This is a genomic window from Streptomyces sp. NPDC048057 (assembly GCF_040653095.1).
GTDB lineage: Bacteria > Actinomycetota > Actinomycetes > Streptomycetales > Streptomycetaceae > Streptomyces.
This window is the reverse complement of sequence record NZ_JBEZNF010000005.1, coordinates 281,368-298,660: the sequence shown is the minus strand read 5'-3', so window position 1 is coordinate 298,660 and position 17,293 is coordinate 281,368. Positions and strand designations below refer to the sequence as shown.

Here is a 17,293-nt window from a genome sequence, read left to right as displayed (position 1 = left end):
ACAGTGGTAGCCGTCCCGTGCTGCGGCGGGCCGCGGGCCATTGCGGCGGCCGGCGCGCGGGAGGGGCGGTCCGAGTCTGCGGGCTCTGAGGGCTTCGGGGGGCGGATCTCGTGCGCGACGCCGAACGCATCGACGGCACGGCCGGCGCGGGTCGTGGGTCACGGGTGCCGTGGGGCGAGGTGCTGCTGTCCGCCGTCGCCACCGTGAGCTGGGCTTTCGTCGGGATGGCGGGCGTGGCGGCGCTGGGGCTGCATCTGCTGGAGGCGGATGCGTCCGGGTCGCTCGGCCCGATGGCCGCCGCGGTGGTCGTCCTGGCGGTGGGCGGCTCGGTCGCGCCGTCGGGCGACGTGTCCGCGTTCGGCCTCGAAGGAGCCGGCGCGCGGACGGCGATCGACTTCACCCCCCTCGGAGTGAGCCTGGTCGGGGCACTGCTGTTGGCGTACGTCTTCCTGCGCACGGTGCGCGGGGCGAGGGTGTACGTCCCGGGGAGCGAACTCGCCGCCCGGGCGGGGGCCGTGGTCGCGCTGTTCGTCGCGGTGACCGCGGGCCTGGCGTGGGCCGGGCACGAGGCGATCACCTTCGACGGGGGAGAGCTGGGCCCGGGCGGCGCTTCCGACGGCGGCGTCGAGCTGCCCGGCCTCGGCGACGTCGACCTGCCGGACCTGGACGTCCCGGGCGTGGGCGACGTCGGCGGGCTGCTGCCGGACCGGTTGGGCGACCTCGTGGACGCGCAGGCGTCGGTCGGCTACCGCGTCGAGACCGGTCCGTCGTTGCTCGGCGCGCTGCTGTGGGTCGTCGGCGTCCTGGTCGTCGCGCTGCTGGCGGGGCGGCGGGCCCCGCTGCCCCGCTGCCTGGACCGGCTGGTCCGCCCGCTGCGGCCGGCCGCGTCGGCGCTGGTCACGGTGGCCGTCGTCGCCGTGCTCGCGGGGTACGCGGCGGCGGCGTACGCGGCGATCGGCGACGAGCATCCGAAGCTGATCGCGGGCTCCGCGCTGCTCGGGGCGCCGAACGGGGTGTGGCTGGGGATCCCGCTGGGACTGTTCGTGCCGTGGGACGGCCGGGCGGACGGGGATCTGGCGCGGCTGCTCCCCGACCCGTTGGACGAGTACCTCCGCGTCTCGGCGCAGGAGCCCGTCACCGTCGCCCGACTGGCGGAACTGGACGGACGCGTGTGGCTGCTGGCGGTGGCGACCGCCGTGATGATGTTGCACGCGGGGGTGCTGGCGGCGGCGCGCACCCCGCTGGGGCGTGGTGGCGCGGCCCGGTTCGCGGCGTGGTGTGCGCTACGGCTCGGGGCGTTGAGCGCGCTGGCGCTGCCGCTCGCGGTGTGGCTGACGGACGTCTCGGTGGGCGCCTCGCTCTCGGTCCTCGGCGTCGACGCGTTCGGCGCGGCCGTCGAACTCCACGGCCATCCGGGCACGGCGGCGCTGCTCGGCGCGGCGTGGGGCGCGGGGGCCGGTGGGGCGGGCGCGCTGCTGGTGCACGCCGCGGTCCGACGGAGCGCGGCACTGCGGGCGAGGGCCGAGCGGGGCCCCGAGCCGTACGCCCCGGGACCGTACGATCCAGGGCCGTACGATCCGGGCGCTCCGCACCGGCCACCGAACCCGGACACCAACCCCTACCTACGTCGGCCGCCGCAGCCGCGGGAGGGCGGCCCGGAGCGCGCTCCGTGACCTGCTCGCGGCCCCGTGACGGTGTCCAGCAGCCGGGACGCGTCGTCTCGCCGTGACCTTTCGCGGTTACGGTGGAGGCACCATGAGCGCTTCGCAGAAATCCGACGTACGTACCCTTCTGGTGAAGATCTTCGGGAAGGACCGACCCGGGATCACCGCAGGGCTGTTCGACACTCTCGCGGCCTATGCGGTGGACGTCATCGACATCGAGCAGGTCGTCTCACGGGGCCGGCTGGTGCTGTGCGCCCTGGTCAGTGCGCCGACGCGGCCGGGCGACGAGGGCGAGCTGAGGGCCACCGTGCACAGCTGGGCCGAGTCCCTGAGGCTCCAGGCGGAGATCATCTCGGGCACGGGGGACAACAGGCCGCGCGGCAGCGGGCGTTCCCATGTGACGGTGCTGGGCCATCCGCTGACCGCGGAGTCGACCGCCGCCATAGCGGCACGGATCACCGAGACCGGCGGGAACATCGACCGCATCTTCCGACTCGCCAAGTATCCGGTGACGGCCGTGGAGTTCGCGGTGTCGGGTGCGGAGACGGAGGCGCTGCGGACCGCGCTGGCGACCCAGGCGGCGCAGATCGGCGTCGACGTGGCCGTGGTCTCGGCGGGACTGCACCGACGGGCCCAGCGGCTGGTCGTCATGGACGTGGACTCCACACTGATCCAGGACGAGGTCATCGAGCTGTTCGCGGCCCACGCGGGCTGCGAGGACCAGGTCGCCGAGGTCACGGCGGCGGCGATGCGCGGGGAGTTGGACTTCGAGCAGTCGCTGCACGCCCGGGTGGCGCTGTTGGCGGGGCTGGACGCCTCGGTGGTGGACAAGGTGCGCTCCGAGGTGCGGCTGACCCGGGGCGCCCGGACGCTGATCCGTACGCTGAAGCGGCTCGGGTTCCAGGTGGGGGTCGTCTCCGGCGGCTTCACCCAGGTGACGGACGACCTCAAGGACCGGCTGGGGCTGGACTTCGCCTCGGCGAACACCCTGGAGATCGTGGACGGCAAGCTCACCGGCCGCGTCACCGGCGAGATAGTGGACCGGGCGGGCAAGGCGCGGCTGCTGCGGAGGTTCGCCGCGGAGGCCGGGGTGCCGCTGGCGCAGACGGTGGCGATCGGCGACGGCGCCAACGACCTGGACATGCTGAACGCGGCCGGGCTGGGGGTGGCGTTCAATGCCAAGCCCGTGGTGCGGGAGGCCGCGCACACCGCGGTGAACGTGCCCTTCCTGGACACGGTGCTGTATCTGCTGGGCGTCACCCGCGAGGAGGTCGAGGCGGCGGACGCCGAGAGCGAGACGGCCGTCGAGCACTGAGCCCCGCTCCCGCTCCCCTTCACTTTTCACCGACACGGCGGGCCCCGACGCACTGTGCGTGGGGGCCCGCCGTGTCGGTGAAGAGGGGCGCCGCTCAGCCGTGCGGCGTCCAGAAGTCCGTCAGGGTGCCGATGCCGTGCTCCACGGACTTCCAGGAGCCGGTGAAGTGGACGACCGCGAAGGCGGCGGTGGGGAATCCGCTGCGGTTCATCCGGGGCAGCAGATCGCCCTCGGCCTCGCCGGAGAGCGCGTCGGCCAGGGCGTGCATCCCGGGGTTGTGGCCGATGAGGAGGAGGTCCTTCACCTCGTCGGAGACCTCGTTCAGCACGGCGATGAGTTCGCCGAGCGACGCCTCGTACAACCGCTCCTCGTAGACGGTCTTGGGGCGGGACGACAGCTCGCCGACGGCGAGCTTCCACGTCTCGCGCGTTCTGGCCGCCGTCGAGCAGAGGGCGAGGTCGAAGGCGATGCCGGCGTCGGCGAGCCGGCGGCCCGCGACGGGGGCGTCCTTGCGCCCGCGCTCGGCGAGGGGCCGTTCGTGGTCGGAGACATCCGGCCAGTCGGCCTTCGCGTGCCGGAGCAGGACGAGCCTACGGGCTTCGGGAGATACGGAGGGTCCAGAGGACGAGCCTCCGGAAGACGTGGCGACGCTCATGCTCTCCAGCTTCGCACGAAATGAGCGGACGGGCGCGGGGTGTTGGGGGTCGGAACGCAGGGCCGGGAGGGTCGGACGTGCAGGCCGGACGGCCCGGTGGCGGGGGCGGTGGGATCAGCGGGACAGCAGGAACCGCAGGGAGTCCAGCAGGGGCCCGATCACGGACTGGCCGCCCGGCTGCTGCGCCTGCGCCGGCTCGGCCATCAGGGCGAGCAGGAAGACGAACGCGAGGACCGGCAGCACCAGGGCCCACCAGGGCAGCCGACTGCTGACGGGCTGACCGACGCCGCCCCGGGCGGGGGTGGACGGGTGGCTGGGGGCCGACATGGACGCCTCCTCGGGGCTCTCCGCGGTCCGGCGGAACGACTTCCACCGTACGGAGCACGCCCCGCGGAACCCATCCGGCAAGCCACCCACTTGCCCCTGACCCTGGCCCCCTAGGGGATGGTGGTGCCAGCCCCACCGTCCGGGTGTCGCCACACCCCCCGGGCGCACCGCCGGAAAGCCGACGGGCCCGCGGTCACGGGCCCGGCGCCAACTGTCGGATCAGGGTGAGGCGATGGTCGCGATGACGCCGACCACCACGAAGAAGCCGATCATCGTCGCGAAGACGAGCAGCAGCTTCTTCTGTCCGTTCTGGGGGTTCGGTTCGAGAACTGGTTGCATGGCCTCAGTCTCGCATCCCCGTCTCGTCCTCGATCGTGCGGTCCCTGCCCGCGAGCAGCCCGAGCGCGATCTGCGGCACCAGCAACCCGGCCATCAGGGCGATCGGCAGGTCCCAGCCGCCGCTGTGCTCGTACAGGACGCCCACCAGCAGCGGCCCGGGGATGGAGATCAGATAGCCGGTGGACTGGGCGAAGGCGGAGAGCCGGACGACGCCGGCGGAGGTCCGCGAACGCAGCCCGATCATGGTCAGCGCGAGCGGGAAGGCGCAGTTCGAGACGCCGAGCAGCAGGACCCAGAGCCAGGCGCCTTCGGCGGGGGCGAAGAAGAGGCCGGCGTAACCGGTCAGTCCGCTGAGGCCGAGGACGGCGGCGATGGGGCCCTGGGACCTGAACCGGGTGGCGAGCCGCGGGATCACGAAGGCGAGCGGCACTCCCATCACCATCGTCACCGCGAGCAGCAGCCCGGCCGTCTGGGCGGGCACGCCGGCGTCGCGGAAGATCTGCGGCATCCAGCCCATCGTGATGTACGCACCGGTGGCCTGGAGGCCGAAGAAGCCGCCGAGCGCCCACGCCGTGGGGCTGCGCACGATCTTCCCCGCCGGCCGGTCGGGCTCGGCCGCCGGTGCGGGGACGGCCCCGCTGCCGTCGCGACGCGTTCCGCCCGGGCGGGCCCGCCCGCGGTCGCGCACCAGCAGCACCGTCCAGGGCACCACGGCGATCACGGCGAGCACGCCCCACACCGCGAGCCCGGTCTGCCAACTGCCGCCCAGCGCGCCCGTCAGGGGGACGGTGGCCGCGGCGGCCACCGAGGTGCCGATCGCCAGCCCCATCGAGTAGAGCCCGGTCATGGTGCCGACGCGGTCCGGGAAGTACCGCTTCACGATCACGGGCATCAGGACGTTGCCGACGGCGATGCCGATGAGGGCGAGCGCGCTGGCGGCGAGGAAGCCGACCGTGCCTCCGGCGTACGGGCGCAGCAGCAGTCCGGTCGCGATCGCGACCAGGCCCGCGCAGACCACGGCGCCCGGTCCGAAGCGCCGGGCCAGGCGGGGTGCGGCGACGCCGAAGACGGCGAAGGTGATCGCGGGCACGGAGGTGAGGACGCCGGCGACGGCCCCGCTCATGTGGAGTCCGGTGCGGGCCTCCTCCAGCAGTGCGCCGAGGCTGGTGATCGCGGGGCGCAGGTTCAGCGCCGCGAGCACGACCGCGAGCATGACGAGCCGTACGTACCAGACGGAGGGGCGCTCCGGGGCGCCGAGCTCGGCGCGCGCGGGGGCGGCAGGCGGCTGCGTGCGCGACGGATCCGCGGGCGGCGCGGCGGGCTCGGAGGGTGACATAGCTCCATCATAGAATCATGGGATGATTGGTTGTCCAATGTGGTACGCGCCATAATGATCCCGACCGTCGAGGCACCGGCCGTCACCGGCCGCACCGGTCCCTCAGCTCCGCCCGCTCGGCCCGCCTCATCCGTGTCGCCCGCCCCACCCGTCCCGTTCGTTTCCGTCGTTCCGTTCGGTGCACTAGGAGCACTCATGTCGCTGACCTCCCCCAGGCGCTCGGGCCTCACCGACCAGGTGATCGCCCAGCTGCGGAACCAGATCACGTCGGGCGAATGGCCGGTGGGCTCGCGCATCCCGACCGAGCCGGAGCTCGTCGAGGAGCTGGGGGTCGCCCGCAACACGGTCCGCGAGGCGGTCCGCGCCCTCGCGCACAACGGTCTGCTGGACATCCGCCAGGGTTCGGGCACCTACGTCATCGCGACCAGCGAACTCGCCGGGGTGATGCACCGGCGCTTCGCCGACGCCGCGCCCCGGCACGTCGCCGAGGTGCGTTCCACGCTGGAGTCGACCGCCGCCCGGCTGGCCGCCGAGCGGCGCACCGAGCGGGACCTCAGACAGCTCGACGCGCTGCTGGTCCGCCGGGAGCAGGCGTGGGCCAGCGGGGACGCGGGCCAGTTCGTCGCCGCGGACATCACCTTCCACCTCGCGGTCGTCGCCGCGGCCCACAACGACGTGCTGGGCGAGTTGTACGCGGACCTGGGCGACGTGCTGCGGCAGTGGCTCGCCGACGACGTGGGCAGCGAGCTGCGGCCGGAGCACCACATGGACCACGCCCGGCTCGTCGAGGCCATCCGTGCCGGCGACGGCGACACCGCGGCGGCGGAGGCGGCGAGCTACCCCTTCATGTGCCTCAGCCGTCTACAAGGGGCTGGTGGCTGACCCAGACCGCGCGGACCTCCTTCCAGCAGCGGTCGGTCAGCTCGTGGTACTGGGCGGGGCCGACGTCGACGGGCTCGCTGTCCGCGTCCACGTCCCACCAGCGGTCGCACTCCACGTGCAGCCGGACCCGGTCGACGACGGGGTAGGGGTTGTGGCAGTACGCGAAGGCCCGGGAGCCCCGGACCTCGGTGCGGCAGTCGGCCCGGTAGGTCCGCTGCCGCTCGCGCGCCTCCCGCACTTCGCGCGCCTCGCGCGCCTCGCGCTCGTTGACGGAGCCCTGCGCCCGCCCCGGGCCGTGCTCGTGCGACGCCGCCCGGGGCGTCGCCCACAGCAGGCCCCCCGACAGCGCCCCCGTCAGCACGGTCGCCAGGACCGGCGCGGGGGCGGCGCGCAGGATCGTCCGCACAGTACGCACAGCAGGACCTCCTCGGCCGTACCGACGACCCGCGGGGCCGCGTCGGCTGCACCACAAGGGGGATTGCTCCTCCACCCTCCCCCGCCCGGGCGCCGACCGCGCGCGCTGGACGCCGAACGGGCGACGCCCCGCCCCCGCGCGCTGCGGGAACGGGGCGTCATGCGCCGTGGGCCGGGGCGGTCACACGCCCATCGTGTGCACGCCGCCGTCGACGTGGACGACCGAGCCGGTCGTACGGGGGAAGAAGTCCGAGAGGAGACCGACGATGCCGCGGCCCGCCGGGTCCGGGTCGGTCAGGTCCCAGCCGAGCGGGGCCCGCTCGTCCCACCCGTCCGCCAGGTTCTCGAAACCGGGGATCGACTTGGCCGCCATCGACTTGAGGGGGCCGGCCGAGACCAGGTTGCAGCGGATGCCCTTGGGGCCCAGGTCGCGCGCCAGGTAGCGGTTGGTGGACTCCAGCGCCGCCTTCGCGACGCCCATCCAGTCGTACACCGGCCAGGCGACCGTGGCGTCGAAGGTGAGGCCGACGATCGAGCCGCCGCGCTCCTCCATCAGCGGCAGACAGGCCGTGGCCAGCGCCTTGTAGGAGTAGGCGGAGACGTGGACGGCGGTGGAGACGTCCTCCCACTCGGCCTGGAGGAAGTTGAAGGCGTTCTGCGGGCCGAAGGCGATCGAGTGCACGATGCCGTCGAGCCCGGAGTCGTCGCTGGAGTGCTCGCGGATGCGGTCCGCGAGCCCGTCCAGGTGCTCCTGGTTGGTGACGTCCAGCTCGATGACGGGCACGGGCTTCGGCAGCCGCTTGGCGATGCGCTCGACGAGGGAGAGCCGGCCGAAGCCGGTGAGGATGACCTCGGCGCCCTCCTCCTGCGCCACCTTCGCGGCGTGGAAGGCGATCGAGGCGTCGGTGAGGACGCCCGTGACGAGGATGCGCTTGCCGGCGAGGATTCCGCTCATGTGATCAGTGACCCATGCCCAATCCGCCGTCAACGGGAATGACGGCTCCAGTGATGTACGAGGCGTCGTCGGAGGCGAGGAAGCGCACCGCGGCGGCGACCTCCTCCGGGCGCGCGTACCGGCCGACCGGCACCTGGGCGAGGATGCCCGCGCGCTGCTCCTCGGTGAGCGCCTGCGTCATGTCGGTGTCGACGAAGCCGGGCGCGACGACGTTGAAGGTGATGTTCCGCGAGCCGAGTTCGCGGGCGAGGGAGCGGGCGAAGCCGACGAGGCCCGCCTTGGACGCCGCGTAGTTCGCCTGACCGGCGGAGCCGAGCAGCCCCACGACGGAGGAGATCAGCACCACGCGGCCCTTCTTGGCGCGCAGCATGCCCCGGTTCGCCCGCTTGACCACCCGGTAGGTGCCGGTGAGGTTGGTGTCGAGGACGGAGACGAAGTCCTCCTCGGACATCCGCATCAGCAACTGGTCCCGGGTGATGCCTGCGTTGGCCACCAGCACCTCGACCGGGCCGTGCTTCTCCTCGATCTCCTTGTACGCCTGCTCCACCTGCTCGGCGTCGGTGATGTCGCACCGGACGGCGAGGAACCCCGCCGGCGGCTCGCCGGACCGGTAGGTGATGGCGACCTTGTCGCCGGCGTCGGCGAACGCCCGGGCGATGGCGAGGCCGATGCCCCGGTTTCCTCCGGTGACAAGAACCGAGCGGCTCAACGGATCACCCTTTCGATAGCGGACTGGTCTCCCCCGTACTGCCTTACGAAACTATCGGTCTCGGGACGCTCCCGGAGAATCGGGGCCTGACAGCGCGTCCCGCACGGCGCTGTTGGATCCCTACAGAAGTCCCTCCGCGCCGCCCGGGGCGGACCGGCCGGTGAAAGCGGCTGGGCAAGCGCCGGGCGCTCGGGCGATGATCGGCACGACCGGTGCGGCGACCGAGGCCGGTCACGACGAACAAGGAGACATTCGTGCCTCATTCCATCGACGCGTCGTTCACGGCGCTGCCGCTGAGGGCGCTGGCCGACGCGGCGCTCGCGCGGGCGCGGGCCCTCGGCGCCGACCACGCCGACTTCCGGCTGGAGCGCGTGCGCAGCGCGGCGTGGCGGCTGCGGGACGCCCGCCCGGCCGGTTCGTCGGACACCACGGACCTGGGGTACGCGGTGCGGGTCGTGCACGGCGGTGCCTGGGGCTTCGCCTCCGGCGTCGACATGACCATGGACGCGGCGGCGCGGGTCGCCGGGCAGGCCGTTCAGATGGCGAAGCTGTCGGCGCGGATCATCGCGGCGGCGGGCTCCGACGAGCGCGTGGAGCTGGCGGACGAACCGGTGCACGCGGACCGGACCTGGGTCTCCTCCTACGAGGTCAACCCCTTCGAGGTCGCCGACGAGGAGAAGACCGCGCTGCTGGCGGGGTGGAGCAGCCGGCTGCTGGCCGCGGACGGGGTGGCGCACGTGGACGCCTCGCTGCTCACCGTGCAGGAGAACAAGTTCTACGCGGACACCGCGGGCACGGTCACCACCCAGCAGCGGGTCCGGCTGCACCCGGAGGTCACCGCCGTCGCGGTGGACGGCACCACCGGCGAGTTCGACTCGATGCGCACGCTGGCGCCGCCGGCGGGCCGCGGCTGGGAGTACCTGACCGGCACCGGCTGGGACTGGGACGGGGAGCTGGAGCGGATCCCGGAGCTGCTGGCGGAGAAGATGCGGGCGCCCGGCGTCGAGCCGGGGCGGTACGACCTGGTGGTCGACCCGTCGAACCTGTGGCTGACCATCCACGAGTCCATCGGCCACGCCACCGAGCTGGACCGGGCCCTCGGCTACGAGGCGGCGTACGCCGGCACGTCGTTCGCCACCTTCGACCAGCTCGGGAAGCTGGCGTACGGCTCCTCCGTGATGAACGTGACCGGCGACCGCACCGCGGAGCACGGCCTGGCCACCATCGGGTACGACGACGAGGGCGTGGCGGCGCAGTCCTGGGACCTGGTCAAGGACGGCACCCTCGTCGGCTACCAGCTCGACCGCAGGATCGCGAAGCTGACCGGCCTCGGCCGGTCGAACGGCTGCGCGTACGCCGACTCCCCCGGGCACGTGCCGGTGCAGCGGATGGCGAACGTCTCCCTCCAGCCGGCGCCGGGCGGGCTGTCCACCGAGGACCTGATCGGCGGGGTGGAGCGCGGGATCTACGTCGTCGGGGACCGCTCCTGGTCCATCGACATGCAGCGCTACAACTTCCAGTTCACCGGGCAGCGGTTCTTCCGGATCGAGGACGGCCGGCTCGCCGGGCAGCTGCGGGACGTCGCGTACCAGGCCACGACCACGGACTTCTGGGGCTCGATGGAGCAGGTCGGCGGCCCGCAGACGTATGTCCTGGGCGGCGCGTTCAACTGCGGCAAGGCCCAGCCGGGCCAGGTGGCCGCGGTCTCCCACGGCTGCCCGTCGGCCCTGTTCCGGGGCGTGAACATCTTGAACACCACGCAGGAGGCCGGCCGATGAGCCGTACCAGCAAGCCCCACGAGATCGTCGAGCGCGCCCTGGAGCTGTCCACCGCCGACGGCTGCGTCGTCATCGCGGACGAGGAGTCCACCGCGAACCTGCGGTGGGCGGGGAACGCGCTCACCACCAACGGCGTGACCCGGGGCCGTACGCTCACGGTGATCGCGACCGTCGACGGCGCGCAGGGCACGGCGTCGGGCGTGGTGTCCCGCTCCGCGGTGACGGCCGCGGACCTGGAGCCGCTGGTGCGGGCCGCGGAGGCGGCGGCGCGGGCGTCCGAGCCGGCGGAGGACGCCCAGCCGCTGGTGACCGGGGGCGGGGCGGCGCCCGGCTTCGCCGAGGCGCCGGCCGAGACGTCGGCGGCGGTCTTCGCGGACTTCGCACCGGCGCTCGGCGAGGCGTTCGCGCGGGCCCGGGCGGGCGGGCGCGAGCTGTATGGATTCGCCAACCACGAGATGACCTCCACCTACCTGGGGACCTCCACGGGGCTGCGGCTGCGGCACGACCAGCCGAACGGGACGCTGGAGCTGAACGCGAAGTCGCCGGACCGCGCGCGCTCCGCGTGGGCGGGGCGCGCCACCCGGGACTTCGCGGACGTGGACCCCACGGCGCTGGACGAGGAGCTGGCGCGCCGGCTGGGCTGGGCGGAGCGCCGGATCGAGCTGCCGGCGGGCCGGTACGAGACGCTGCTGCCGCCGACGGCGGTGGCGGACCTGCTGATCTACCAGCTGTGGTCGTCCGCGGCGCGGGACGCGACCGAGGGCCGTACGGTCTTCTCCCGGCCGGGCGGCGGCACCCGGGTCGGGGACACCCTGAGCCCGCTGCCGCTCACGCTGCGCAGCGATCCGCACGAGCCGGGGCTCGAATCGTCGCCGTTCGTGATCGCGCACGCGTCGGGGGACGACGCGTCCGTGTTCGACAACGGGCTGCCGATCGCCGCCACCGACTGGATGCGGGCCGGGAAGCTGGAGCACCTGGTGACCACCCGGCACACCGCGGGGCTGACCGGTCTGCCGCTGGCGCCCGGCGCCGGGAACCTGATCCTGGACGGCGGGGGCGGGCGGTCGCTGGACGACATGGTCGCGGCCACCGAGCGGGGGCTGCTGCTGACCTGCCTGTGGTACATCCGCGAGGTGGACCCGGCGACGCTGCTGCTCACGGGGCTCACCCGGGACGGGGTGTACCTGGTGGAGGGCGGCGAGGTGGTGGGCGAGGTCAACAACTTCCGCTTCAACGAGTCCCCCGTCGACCTGCTGTCGCGGGCCTCGGAGGCGGGCCGTACGGAGAAGACGCTGCCGCGCGAGTGGGGCGACTGGTTCACCCGGGCCGCGATGCCCGCGCTGCGGATCCCGGATTTCCACATGAGCTCGGTCAGCCAGGGCGTATAGCCTCAGGCGTATAACCTCAAAGGGGCGGATCACGCGGCAGCGCACGGTCCGCCCCTTCGAAGTGCGTACCGAACGGGTACCGAAGCGAGTGCCGAGGAGACACGAGAGACGTGACGGACATCGTCGACGAGCTGAAGTGGCGCGGGCTGATCGCCCAGTCCACTGACGAGGACGCTTTGCGCAAGGCGCTCGCGGACGGTCCCGTCACCTTCTATTGCGGATTCGACCCGACCGCGGCGAGCCTCCACGTCGGACACCTGGTGCAGGTGCTGACCGTGCGCCGGCTCCAGCTGGCCGGGCACCGGCCGCTGGCGCTGGTGGGCGGGGCCACGGGCCAGATCGGTGACCCGCGGCCGACCGCCGAGCGCACGCTGAACGATCCGGAGACGATCGCCCAGTGGGTGAACCGGCTGCGGGCCCAGATCGAGCCGTACCTCTCCTTCGAGGGGGACAACGCCGCGGTCATGGTGAACAACCTGGACTGGACCGCGGGGATGTCCGCGATCGAGTTCCTGCGGGACATCGGCAAGCACTTCCGCGTCAACAAGATGCTCACCAAGGACTCCGTCGCCCGGCGCCTGGAGTCCGAGCAGGGCATCAGCTACACGGAGTTCAGCTACCAGCTGCTCCAGGGCATGGACTTCCTGGAGCTGTACCGGCGCTACGGCTGCACCCTCCAGCAGGGCGGCAGCGACCAGTGGGGCAACCTCACGGCGGGCCTGGACCTGATCCACCGCCTGGAGCCCGACGCCGAGGTGCACGCGCTGGCCACCCCGCTGATGACGAAGGCGGACGGCACCAAGTTCGGCAAGTCGGAGACGGGCACGCTGTGGCTCGACCCCGAGATGACCACGCCGTACGCCTTCTACCAGTTCTGGCTGAACACGGACGACCGGGACGTCGACCGCTACCTGCGCGTCCTCAGCTTCAAGAGCCGCGAGGAGCTGGAGGAGCTGGCGCAGCAGACCGCGGAGCGTCCGCAGGCCCGCGCCGCGCAGCGCGCGCTGGCCGAGGAGCTGACGACCCTGGTGCACGGCGCCGACCAGTGCGCCGCGGTGATCAACGCGTCCAAGGCGCTGTTCGGGCAGGGCGAGCTGGCGGAGCTGGACGAGGCGACGCTGCGGGCGGCGCTGTCGGAGCTGCCGCAGGCACGGGTCGCCGAGCCCGCGCCGGTCGTCGACCTGTTCGCCGAGGTGGGGCTGGTCGCCAGCAAGTCCGCGGCGCGGCGCACGGTCAAGGAGGGCGGTGCGTACGTGAACAACGTGAAGGTCACCGCCGAGGACGCGGTCGTCGGCCGTGAGGAGCTGCTGCACGGGCGCTGGCTGGTGCTGCGCCGGGGCAAGAAGAACCTGGCTGCGGTCGAGGTCGGCTGAGCGCCCGAGCGCGCGGGCGGTCGCCCCGCACGGGCCGGACGGGAAGCATCCCGTCCGGCCCGTGGTGCGCTTCGGGGCCGCCGTGCCGTCAGGTCCGCACTTTGTTGCCGCGGGTGGCCGCCCACACCCGGTCCCCCAGGGCGACCAGGATGATCGCCGCGATCAGTTGGAACGCATGGCGGCTCCAGTCGAAGCCGGGGGTCTCCTCGACGCCGAACCCGGCCGCGATCCAGTTGCCGATCACGGCGCCCCCGATGCCGCAGATGGTGGCGAGCCACAGGGGGAGGTGCTGCTTCCCGGGCAGGATCGCCTTCGCGATCAGCCCCAGAATGAAGCCCAAGATGATCGCCCACAGCCAGCCCATGGCGGCCTCCTCGTCCGGCCCCCGCGCCCTGGGACGCGACAGGCCCCTGCATCAGCAGTTACGCCGCCATTCTGGGCCCGTCCGTCATGGGCCGCATGTCGGGCGACCCATGACGTCCCCCGACGTCCCCCGACCTCGTGGCCGCACGGAGCCGGGCGTACCGTGGAGCGCGGCAGGACCGTTGGGGTCGCCGGGGACGACGGGCGGTGGGACGCGATGCGCAGACGGGTGGGGTCCGAGGTCTTCCGGATCACCGGGGCGCGACAGGGCCTCACCGAGGACGTGCGCGGACGCCAGCGCCGCTATGTGATCTCCATGTCGGTGCGGACGCTGTCCTTCGTGGCCGGGGCCGTGCTGTGGAACGTGGAGCGGCACGTGGCCCTGGTGGCGGTCGTGTTGGGCATGCTGCTCCCCTACGTCTCGGTCGTGATCGCCAACGCGGGCCGCGAACGGCCGCCCTCCCTGCCGTCGACCTTCGTGTCCGCGGCCCCCGCACCGATGCTCGAAGCGACGCCCTCGAAGGTCACGTCGCGGGCCCCCGGCGGGTCCGGGAAAAGCGCGACTGAATAGTGAAGTTCCGGTGCACTGCGGGCCGTTACCCGTGGCATACTTCCTACGCGCTCCGCATCCCCCGTCGGAGCGATGGACCGACGCCGGGCAGCTCCCCCCGTGGCTGCTCGGCGTCGCCGTTCCCGGGCCCCGCGGCGACGGTGCGTCCGCGACACGGGGACAATGGATCGGTGATCTTCGACCCGGTCTACGACGAGAACCCGATCTGCTCCGCCAAGGGCTGCCGTGCGACGGCGGTGTGGGTGCTGGCCTGGAACAACCCCAAGCTGCACACCCCGGAGCGCCGCAAGACGTGGATCGCCTGCGACGAGCACCGACAGCACCTCGCCGACTTCCTCGACCTCCGCGGCTTCCTGAAGGAGGTCGTCGCCCTCGACGAATGGAACTCCCGGCCGGGCGGCACCGTCTAGCGGCTCAGCGGGGTCACCTGCTCGACGCGTGACAGCTTCTGGGGGTTGCGCACCGCGTACAGGCCGGTGACCAGGCCGTCGTCGACGCGTACGGTCATGACGGTGTCGACCTCGCCGTCGACCCGGAGGATCAGCGCCGGGTGGCCGTTGACCTGCGCCGGCGTCAGTTCGGCCGTGGCGCCGAACTTGCCGAGGCCGGTCATCAGCGCGGCCACCGGCGCGGCTCCCACGACGGGGGCCAGCACCGCCTGGACGACCCCGCCGCCGTCGCCGAGGAGGACGACGTCCGGCGCGAGGACGTCGAGCAGCCCCTGGAGGTCGCCCGTCGCGACCGCCCCGTGGAACGCCGCGATGGCCTCGCGCGTCCGGGTCGGGGAGACGGTGCCGCGCGGTCGACGGGCCGCGACGTGCCCCCGTGCCCGGTGCGCGATCTGGCGGACCGCGGCCGGGCTCTTGTCGACGGCTTCCGCGATCTCGTCGTAGCCGAGGTCGAAGACGTCGCGCAGCACGAACACCGCCCGCTCGGTCGGGGCGAGGGTCTCCAGCACCAGCAGCATCGCCGTCGAGACGCTGTCGGCGAGCGCGACGTCCTCGGCGACGTCGGGCGTGGTGAGGAGGGGTTCGGGCAGCCAGGGTCCGACGTAGGACTCCTTGCGCCGGCGCAGGGTGCGCAGCCGGCTCAGCGCCTGGCGGGTGGTGATGCGGACCAGGTAGGCACGGTGGTCCCGGACGGCGTCGAGGTCGACGCCCGCCCAGCGCATCCAGGTCTCCTGGAGGACGTCCTCGGCGTCGGCGGCCGAGCCGAGCATCTCGTAGGCGACGGTGAAGAGCAGGTTGCGGTGGGCGACGAACGCCTCGGTGGCGGGGTCCGTACGAGGTCCTCGGGCGGACGTCCCTGCCTGGTGTTCCGCTCGCTCGTGGTGCGCTTCCACTGGGTTCTCCCGTCAGTTCACCGACATCCTTGTCGCGCACAGGACGTCCGCCGGCGCCGCCGTGTGACAGCCGCGGCCGGTGGCGCTCGTCACACGCCGCAGCTGTCACAGGGGGCGGAGCGTCGGCATCTCCATGTCGTCACGACGCCGCGCGAACGATCCGCGCGGCGCACAACCCCACGAGTGAGGATCCGTCATGGAACCCCGTTTCAACCTGTTCGACAGCCCGGTCGCCGCGAAGGTCGCGAAGCGGTTCTACAACGTCGCGGCGGTGCTGGAGCAGTCGACGCTGCCGAAGGCCCTGCGTGAGCTGGTGGAACTGCGGGTGGGCCAGCTCAACGGCTGCGGCTTCTGCGTCGACGTCCACACCAAGGAGGCGGCGGCTGCCGGCGAGAGCGCGCTGCGGCTGAACCTGGTCGCCGCGTGGCGGCACACCACGGTCTTCACCGAGGCCGAGCGGGCTGCGCTGGCGCTGGCCGAGGAGGGCACCCGCCTGGGTGACCAGGGCGTGTCCGACGCGACGTGGGCGCAGGTGCGCAGGCACTACGACGACGACCAGGTCGGTGCGCTGGTGTGCCTGGTCTCCCTGATCAACGCGGCCACGCGGATGAACGTGATCGTGCACAACCCGGGAGGTTCGTACGAGCCGGGGATGTTCTCCGGGCTGTCGAACTGAGCGGGGCGCGCTGAGGGAGGCGTACGGGGAGGGCGTGCCGAGGGGCCCGTACGGCGCCCTGCTCAGCCGCCGATGGCGGACATGGGGCGGTCCGGCTGGAGGAAGGAGGGGTCGTCGAGCCCCGAGCCGGCCTTCTTGCCCCACATCGCGAGCCGCCAGATGCGGGCGATCTCCCCGTCCGGCTCCCCGGAGCGCAGGGCCTCGCGCAGATCGGTCTCCTCGCGGGCGAACAGGCACGTGCGCACCTGTCCGTCGGCGGTGAGCCGGGTGCGGTCGCAGGCGGCGCAGAAGGGGCGGGTGACGGAGGCGATCACCCCGACCCGGTGGGGGCCGCCGTCCACGATCCAGCGCTCGGCGGGTGCGGAGCCGCGCTCCTCGCCGGGCTCGGGGGCGAGGGCGAAGCGGGTGCGCAGCGAGGCGAGGATGTCACCGGCGGTGATCATGCCGTCCCGCTGCCAGCCGTGCTGGGCGTCCAGCGGCATCTGCTCGATGAACCGCAGCTCGTAGTCGTGGGCGAGGGCCCAGGCGAGCAGGTCGGGGGCCTCGTCGTCGTTGTGGCCGGGCATCAGCACGGCGTTCACCTTGACGGGGGTGAGGCCGGCGGTGTGCGCGGCGTGCAGTCCGGTGAGCACGTCCTGGAGGCGGTCGCGACGGGTGAGGGTCTTGAAGACCTCGGGCCGCAGGGTGTCCAGGGAGACGTTCACCCGGTCGAGGCCGGCGTCCTTGAGGGCGGCGGCGACGCGGCCGAGCCCGATGCCGTTGGTCGTCAGCGACAGCTGGGGGCGGGGGTCGAGGGCGGCGCAGCGCTCCACGATCCCGACGAGCCCGGGCCGCAGCAGGGGCTCGCCGCCGGTGAAGCGGACCTCGGTGACGCCGAGGTCGGTGACGGCGATGCGGACCAGCCGGACGATCTCGTCGTCGGTGAGGAGGTCGGGCTTGGCCAGCCACTGGAGCCCTTCTTCGGGCATGCAGTAGGTGCACCGGAGATTGCACCGGTCCGTCAGCGAGACCCTGAGGTCCGTGGCGGTCCGGCCGTAAGTGTCGACGAGCACGTTCGGCCCCTCCCCCGACGAGACGAAGACGGCTGGTACGCGAGGTACCGATCCTTTGTCCGAGCCTACGCCAGACGTACGACAGCACGCGTAGTCACGGTGCTGCCGGAAGTGGCGCGGCCGTGTCGTAGGACCCTACGAAGTCCGACGGCAC

Annotated in this window: 19 protein-coding genes; 9 read left to right on the top strand and 10 right to left on the bottom strand. The window is 72.9% G+C overall.

The window, feature by feature from the left end:
• Window positions 1–110 precede the first annotated feature (110 nt).
• Together AB0E05_RS08120 and serB are read left to right on the top strand one after the other, a co-directional pair.
• Window positions 111–1,673, top strand: coding sequence for a streptophobe family protein (locus AB0E05_RS08120; protein ID WP_361960520.1), 1,563 nt, complete (start codon window positions 111–113; stop codon window positions 1,671–1,673).
• Window positions 1,674–1,755: 82 nt separating this feature from the next.
• A complete protein-coding gene (gene serB, locus AB0E05_RS08115; protein WP_361960518.1) occupies window positions 1,756–2,979 on the top strand; it encodes a phosphoserine phosphatase SerB in 1,224 nt (407 codons plus the stop codon).
• A gap of 94 nt (window positions 2,980–3,073) precedes the next feature.
• Here the strand turns inward: serB and AB0E05_RS08110 are convergent, their stop codons facing one another.
• The 4 genes from AB0E05_RS08110 to AB0E05_RS08095 all read right to left on the bottom strand — a co-directional run bounded on the left by AB0E05_RS08110 (window position 3,074) and on the right by AB0E05_RS08095 (window position 5,636).
• Window positions 3,074–3,634: a histidine phosphatase family protein gene (locus tag AB0E05_RS08110; RefSeq protein WP_361960516.1), complete on the bottom strand. Its 561-nt coding sequence runs from the start codon at window positions 3,632–3,634 to the stop codon at window positions 3,074–3,076.
• Between the two features lie 114 nt (window positions 3,635–3,748).
• Window positions 3,749–3,961, bottom strand: coding sequence for a hypothetical protein (locus AB0E05_RS08105; protein ID WP_361960514.1), 213 nt, complete (start codon window positions 3,959–3,961; stop codon window positions 3,749–3,751).
• A 219-nt stretch (window positions 3,962–4,180) separates the two neighbouring features.
• Entirely contained in the window at window positions 4,181–4,300 is a 120-nt protein-coding gene (locus tag AB0E05_RS08100; protein WP_361537669.1) for an SGM_5486 family transporter-associated protein, read from the bottom strand.
• A gap of 4 nt (window positions 4,301–4,304) precedes the next feature.
• Window positions 4,305–5,636 carry an MFS transporter gene (locus AB0E05_RS08095; RefSeq protein ID WP_361960512.1) on the bottom strand — a complete coding sequence of 444 codons (1,332 nt, stop codon included), beginning with the start codon at window positions 5,634–5,636 and terminating at the stop codon, window positions 4,305–4,307.
• A 195-nt stretch (window positions 5,637–5,831) separates the two neighbouring features.
• On the opposite strand from AB0E05_RS08095, the gene AB0E05_RS08090 reads away from it, so the two are divergent.
• On the top strand, window positions 5,832–6,518 hold the full coding sequence (locus AB0E05_RS08090; RefSeq protein WP_361960510.1) for a FadR/GntR family transcriptional regulator: 687 nt from the start codon (window positions 5,832–5,834) through the stop codon (window positions 6,516–6,518).
• On the opposite strand, the gene AB0E05_RS08085 is transcribed toward AB0E05_RS08090, so the two are convergent.
• The 3 genes from AB0E05_RS08085 to fabG all read right to left on the bottom strand — a co-directional run bounded on the left by AB0E05_RS08085 (window position 6,490) and on the right by fabG (window position 8,596).
• Entirely contained in the window at window positions 6,490–6,933 is a 444-nt protein-coding gene (locus AB0E05_RS08085) for a hypothetical protein (protein WP_361960508.1), read from the bottom strand. The two genes, AB0E05_RS08090 and AB0E05_RS08085, sit on opposite strands and share 29 nt — an antisense overlap.
• A gap of 180 nt (window positions 6,934–7,113) precedes the next feature.
• Window positions 7,114–7,887: an enoyl-ACP reductase FabI gene (gene fabI / locus AB0E05_RS08080; protein WP_361960506.1), complete on the bottom strand. Its 774-nt coding sequence runs from the start codon at window positions 7,885–7,887 to the stop codon at window positions 7,114–7,116.
• A 4-nt stretch (window positions 7,888–7,891) separates the two neighbouring features.
• A complete protein-coding gene (gene fabG, locus AB0E05_RS08075) occupies window positions 7,892–8,596 on the bottom strand; it encodes a 3-oxoacyl-[acyl-carrier-protein] reductase (protein ID WP_361960504.1) in 705 nt (234 codons plus the stop codon).
• A gap of 254 nt (window positions 8,597–8,850) precedes the next feature.
• On the opposite strand from fabG, the gene AB0E05_RS08070 reads away from it, so the two are divergent.
• From AB0E05_RS08070 to tyrS, 3 genes are all read left to right on the top strand, one after another.
• Window positions 8,851–10,374 (top strand): TldD/PmbA family protein, encoded by a 1,524-nt coding sequence (locus tag AB0E05_RS08070; protein WP_361960502.1) that lies wholly within the window; start codon window positions 8,851–8,853, stop codon window positions 10,372–10,374.
• The gene (locus tag AB0E05_RS08065) at window positions 10,371–11,762 is read left to right on the top strand and encodes a metallopeptidase TldD-related protein (RefSeq protein WP_361960500.1); all 1,392 of its coding nucleotides are present in this window, start codon (window positions 10,371–10,373) and stop codon (window positions 11,760–11,762) included. The genes AB0E05_RS08070 and AB0E05_RS08065 overlap by 4 nt, the downstream gene beginning before the upstream one ends.
• A 110-nt stretch (window positions 11,763–11,872) precedes the next feature.
• Window positions 11,873–13,135, top strand: coding sequence for a tyrosine--tRNA ligase (gene tyrS / locus AB0E05_RS08060; RefSeq protein ID WP_361960498.1), 1,263 nt, complete (start codon window positions 11,873–11,875; stop codon window positions 13,133–13,135).
• Between the two features lie 88 nt (window positions 13,136–13,223).
• Here tyrS and AB0E05_RS08055 read toward each other — a convergent pair whose 3' ends face one another.
• Window positions 13,224–13,499 carry a GlsB/YeaQ/YmgE family stress response membrane protein gene (locus AB0E05_RS08055; protein ID WP_361960496.1) on the bottom strand — a complete coding sequence of 92 codons (276 nt, stop codon included), beginning with the start codon at window positions 13,497–13,499 and terminating at the stop codon, window positions 13,224–13,226.
• 216 nt (window positions 13,500–13,715) lie between these two features.
• On the opposite strand from AB0E05_RS08055, the gene AB0E05_RS08050 reads away from it, so the two are divergent.
• Window positions 13,716–14,069, top strand: a complete 354-nt coding sequence (locus tag AB0E05_RS08050; protein WP_361960588.1) for a DUF3099 domain-containing protein — start codon at window positions 13,716–13,718, stop codon at window positions 14,067–14,069.
• A 170-nt stretch (window positions 14,070–14,239) separates the two neighbouring features.
• Window positions 14,240–14,479 carry a hypothetical protein gene (locus AB0E05_RS08045; protein ID WP_361960494.1) on the top strand — a complete coding sequence of 80 codons (240 nt, stop codon included), beginning with the start codon at window positions 14,240–14,242 and terminating at the stop codon, window positions 14,477–14,479.
• Here the strand turns inward: AB0E05_RS08045 and AB0E05_RS08040 are convergent.
• A complete protein-coding gene (locus AB0E05_RS08040; protein WP_361960492.1) occupies window positions 14,476–15,411 on the bottom strand; it encodes an RNA polymerase sigma-70 factor in 936 nt (311 codons plus the stop codon). The genes AB0E05_RS08045 and AB0E05_RS08040 overlap by 4 nt on opposite strands.
• Window positions 15,412–15,607: 196 nt before the next feature.
• Between AB0E05_RS08040 and AB0E05_RS08035 the strand changes: the two genes are divergently transcribed.
• On the top strand, window positions 15,608–16,087 hold the full coding sequence (locus AB0E05_RS08035) for a carboxymuconolactone decarboxylase family protein (RefSeq protein WP_361960490.1): 480 nt from the start codon (window positions 15,608–15,610) through the stop codon (window positions 16,085–16,087).
• A gap of 62 nt (window positions 16,088–16,149) precedes the next feature.
• On the opposite strand, the gene moaA is transcribed toward AB0E05_RS08035, so the two are convergent.
• A complete protein-coding gene (gene moaA, locus AB0E05_RS08030) occupies window positions 16,150–17,139 on the bottom strand; it encodes a GTP 3',8-cyclase MoaA (protein WP_361960488.1) in 990 nt (329 codons plus the stop codon).
• Window positions 17,140–17,293: the final 154 nt, after the last annotated feature.

Coding starts and splice junctions, on each gene's coding strand:
- serB (WP_361960518.1), top strand. CDS start 1,756: ATGAGCGCTTCGCAGAAATCCGACGTACGTACCCTTCTGGTGAAGATC.
- AB0E05_RS08110 (WP_361960516.1), bottom strand. CDS start 3,634: ATGAGCGTCGCCACGTCTTCCGGAGGCTCGTCCTCTGGACCCTCCGTA.
- AB0E05_RS08105 (WP_361960514.1), bottom strand. CDS start 3,961: ATGTCGGCCCCCAGCCACCCGTCCACCCCCGCCCGGGGCGGCGTCGGT.
- AB0E05_RS08100 (WP_361537669.1), bottom strand. CDS start 4,300: ATGCAACCAGTTCTCGAACCGAACCCCCAGAACGGACAGAAGAAGCTG.
- AB0E05_RS08095 (WP_361960512.1), bottom strand. CDS start 5,636: ATGTCACCCTCCGAGCCCGCCGCGCCGCCCGCGGATCCGTCGCGCACG.
- AB0E05_RS08090 (WP_361960510.1), top strand. CDS start 5,832: ATGTCGCTGACCTCCCCCAGGCGCTCGGGCCTCACCGACCAGGTGATC.
- fabI (WP_361960506.1), bottom strand. CDS start 7,887: ATGAGCGGAATCCTCGCCGGCAAGCGCATCCTCGTCACGGGCGTCCTC.
- AB0E05_RS08065 (WP_361960500.1), top strand. CDS start 10,371: ATGAGCCGTACCAGCAAGCCCCACGAGATCGTCGAGCGCGCCCTGGAG.
- AB0E05_RS08055 (WP_361960496.1), bottom strand. CDS start 13,499: ATGGGCTGGCTGTGGGCGATCATCTTGGGCTTCATTCTGGGGCTGATC.
- AB0E05_RS08050 (WP_361960588.1), top strand. CDS start 13,716: ATGCGCAGACGGGTGGGGTCCGAGGTCTTCCGGATCACCGGGGCGCGA.
- AB0E05_RS08035 (WP_361960490.1), top strand. CDS start 15,608: ATGGAACCCCGTTTCAACCTGTTCGACAGCCCGGTCGCCGCGAAGGTC.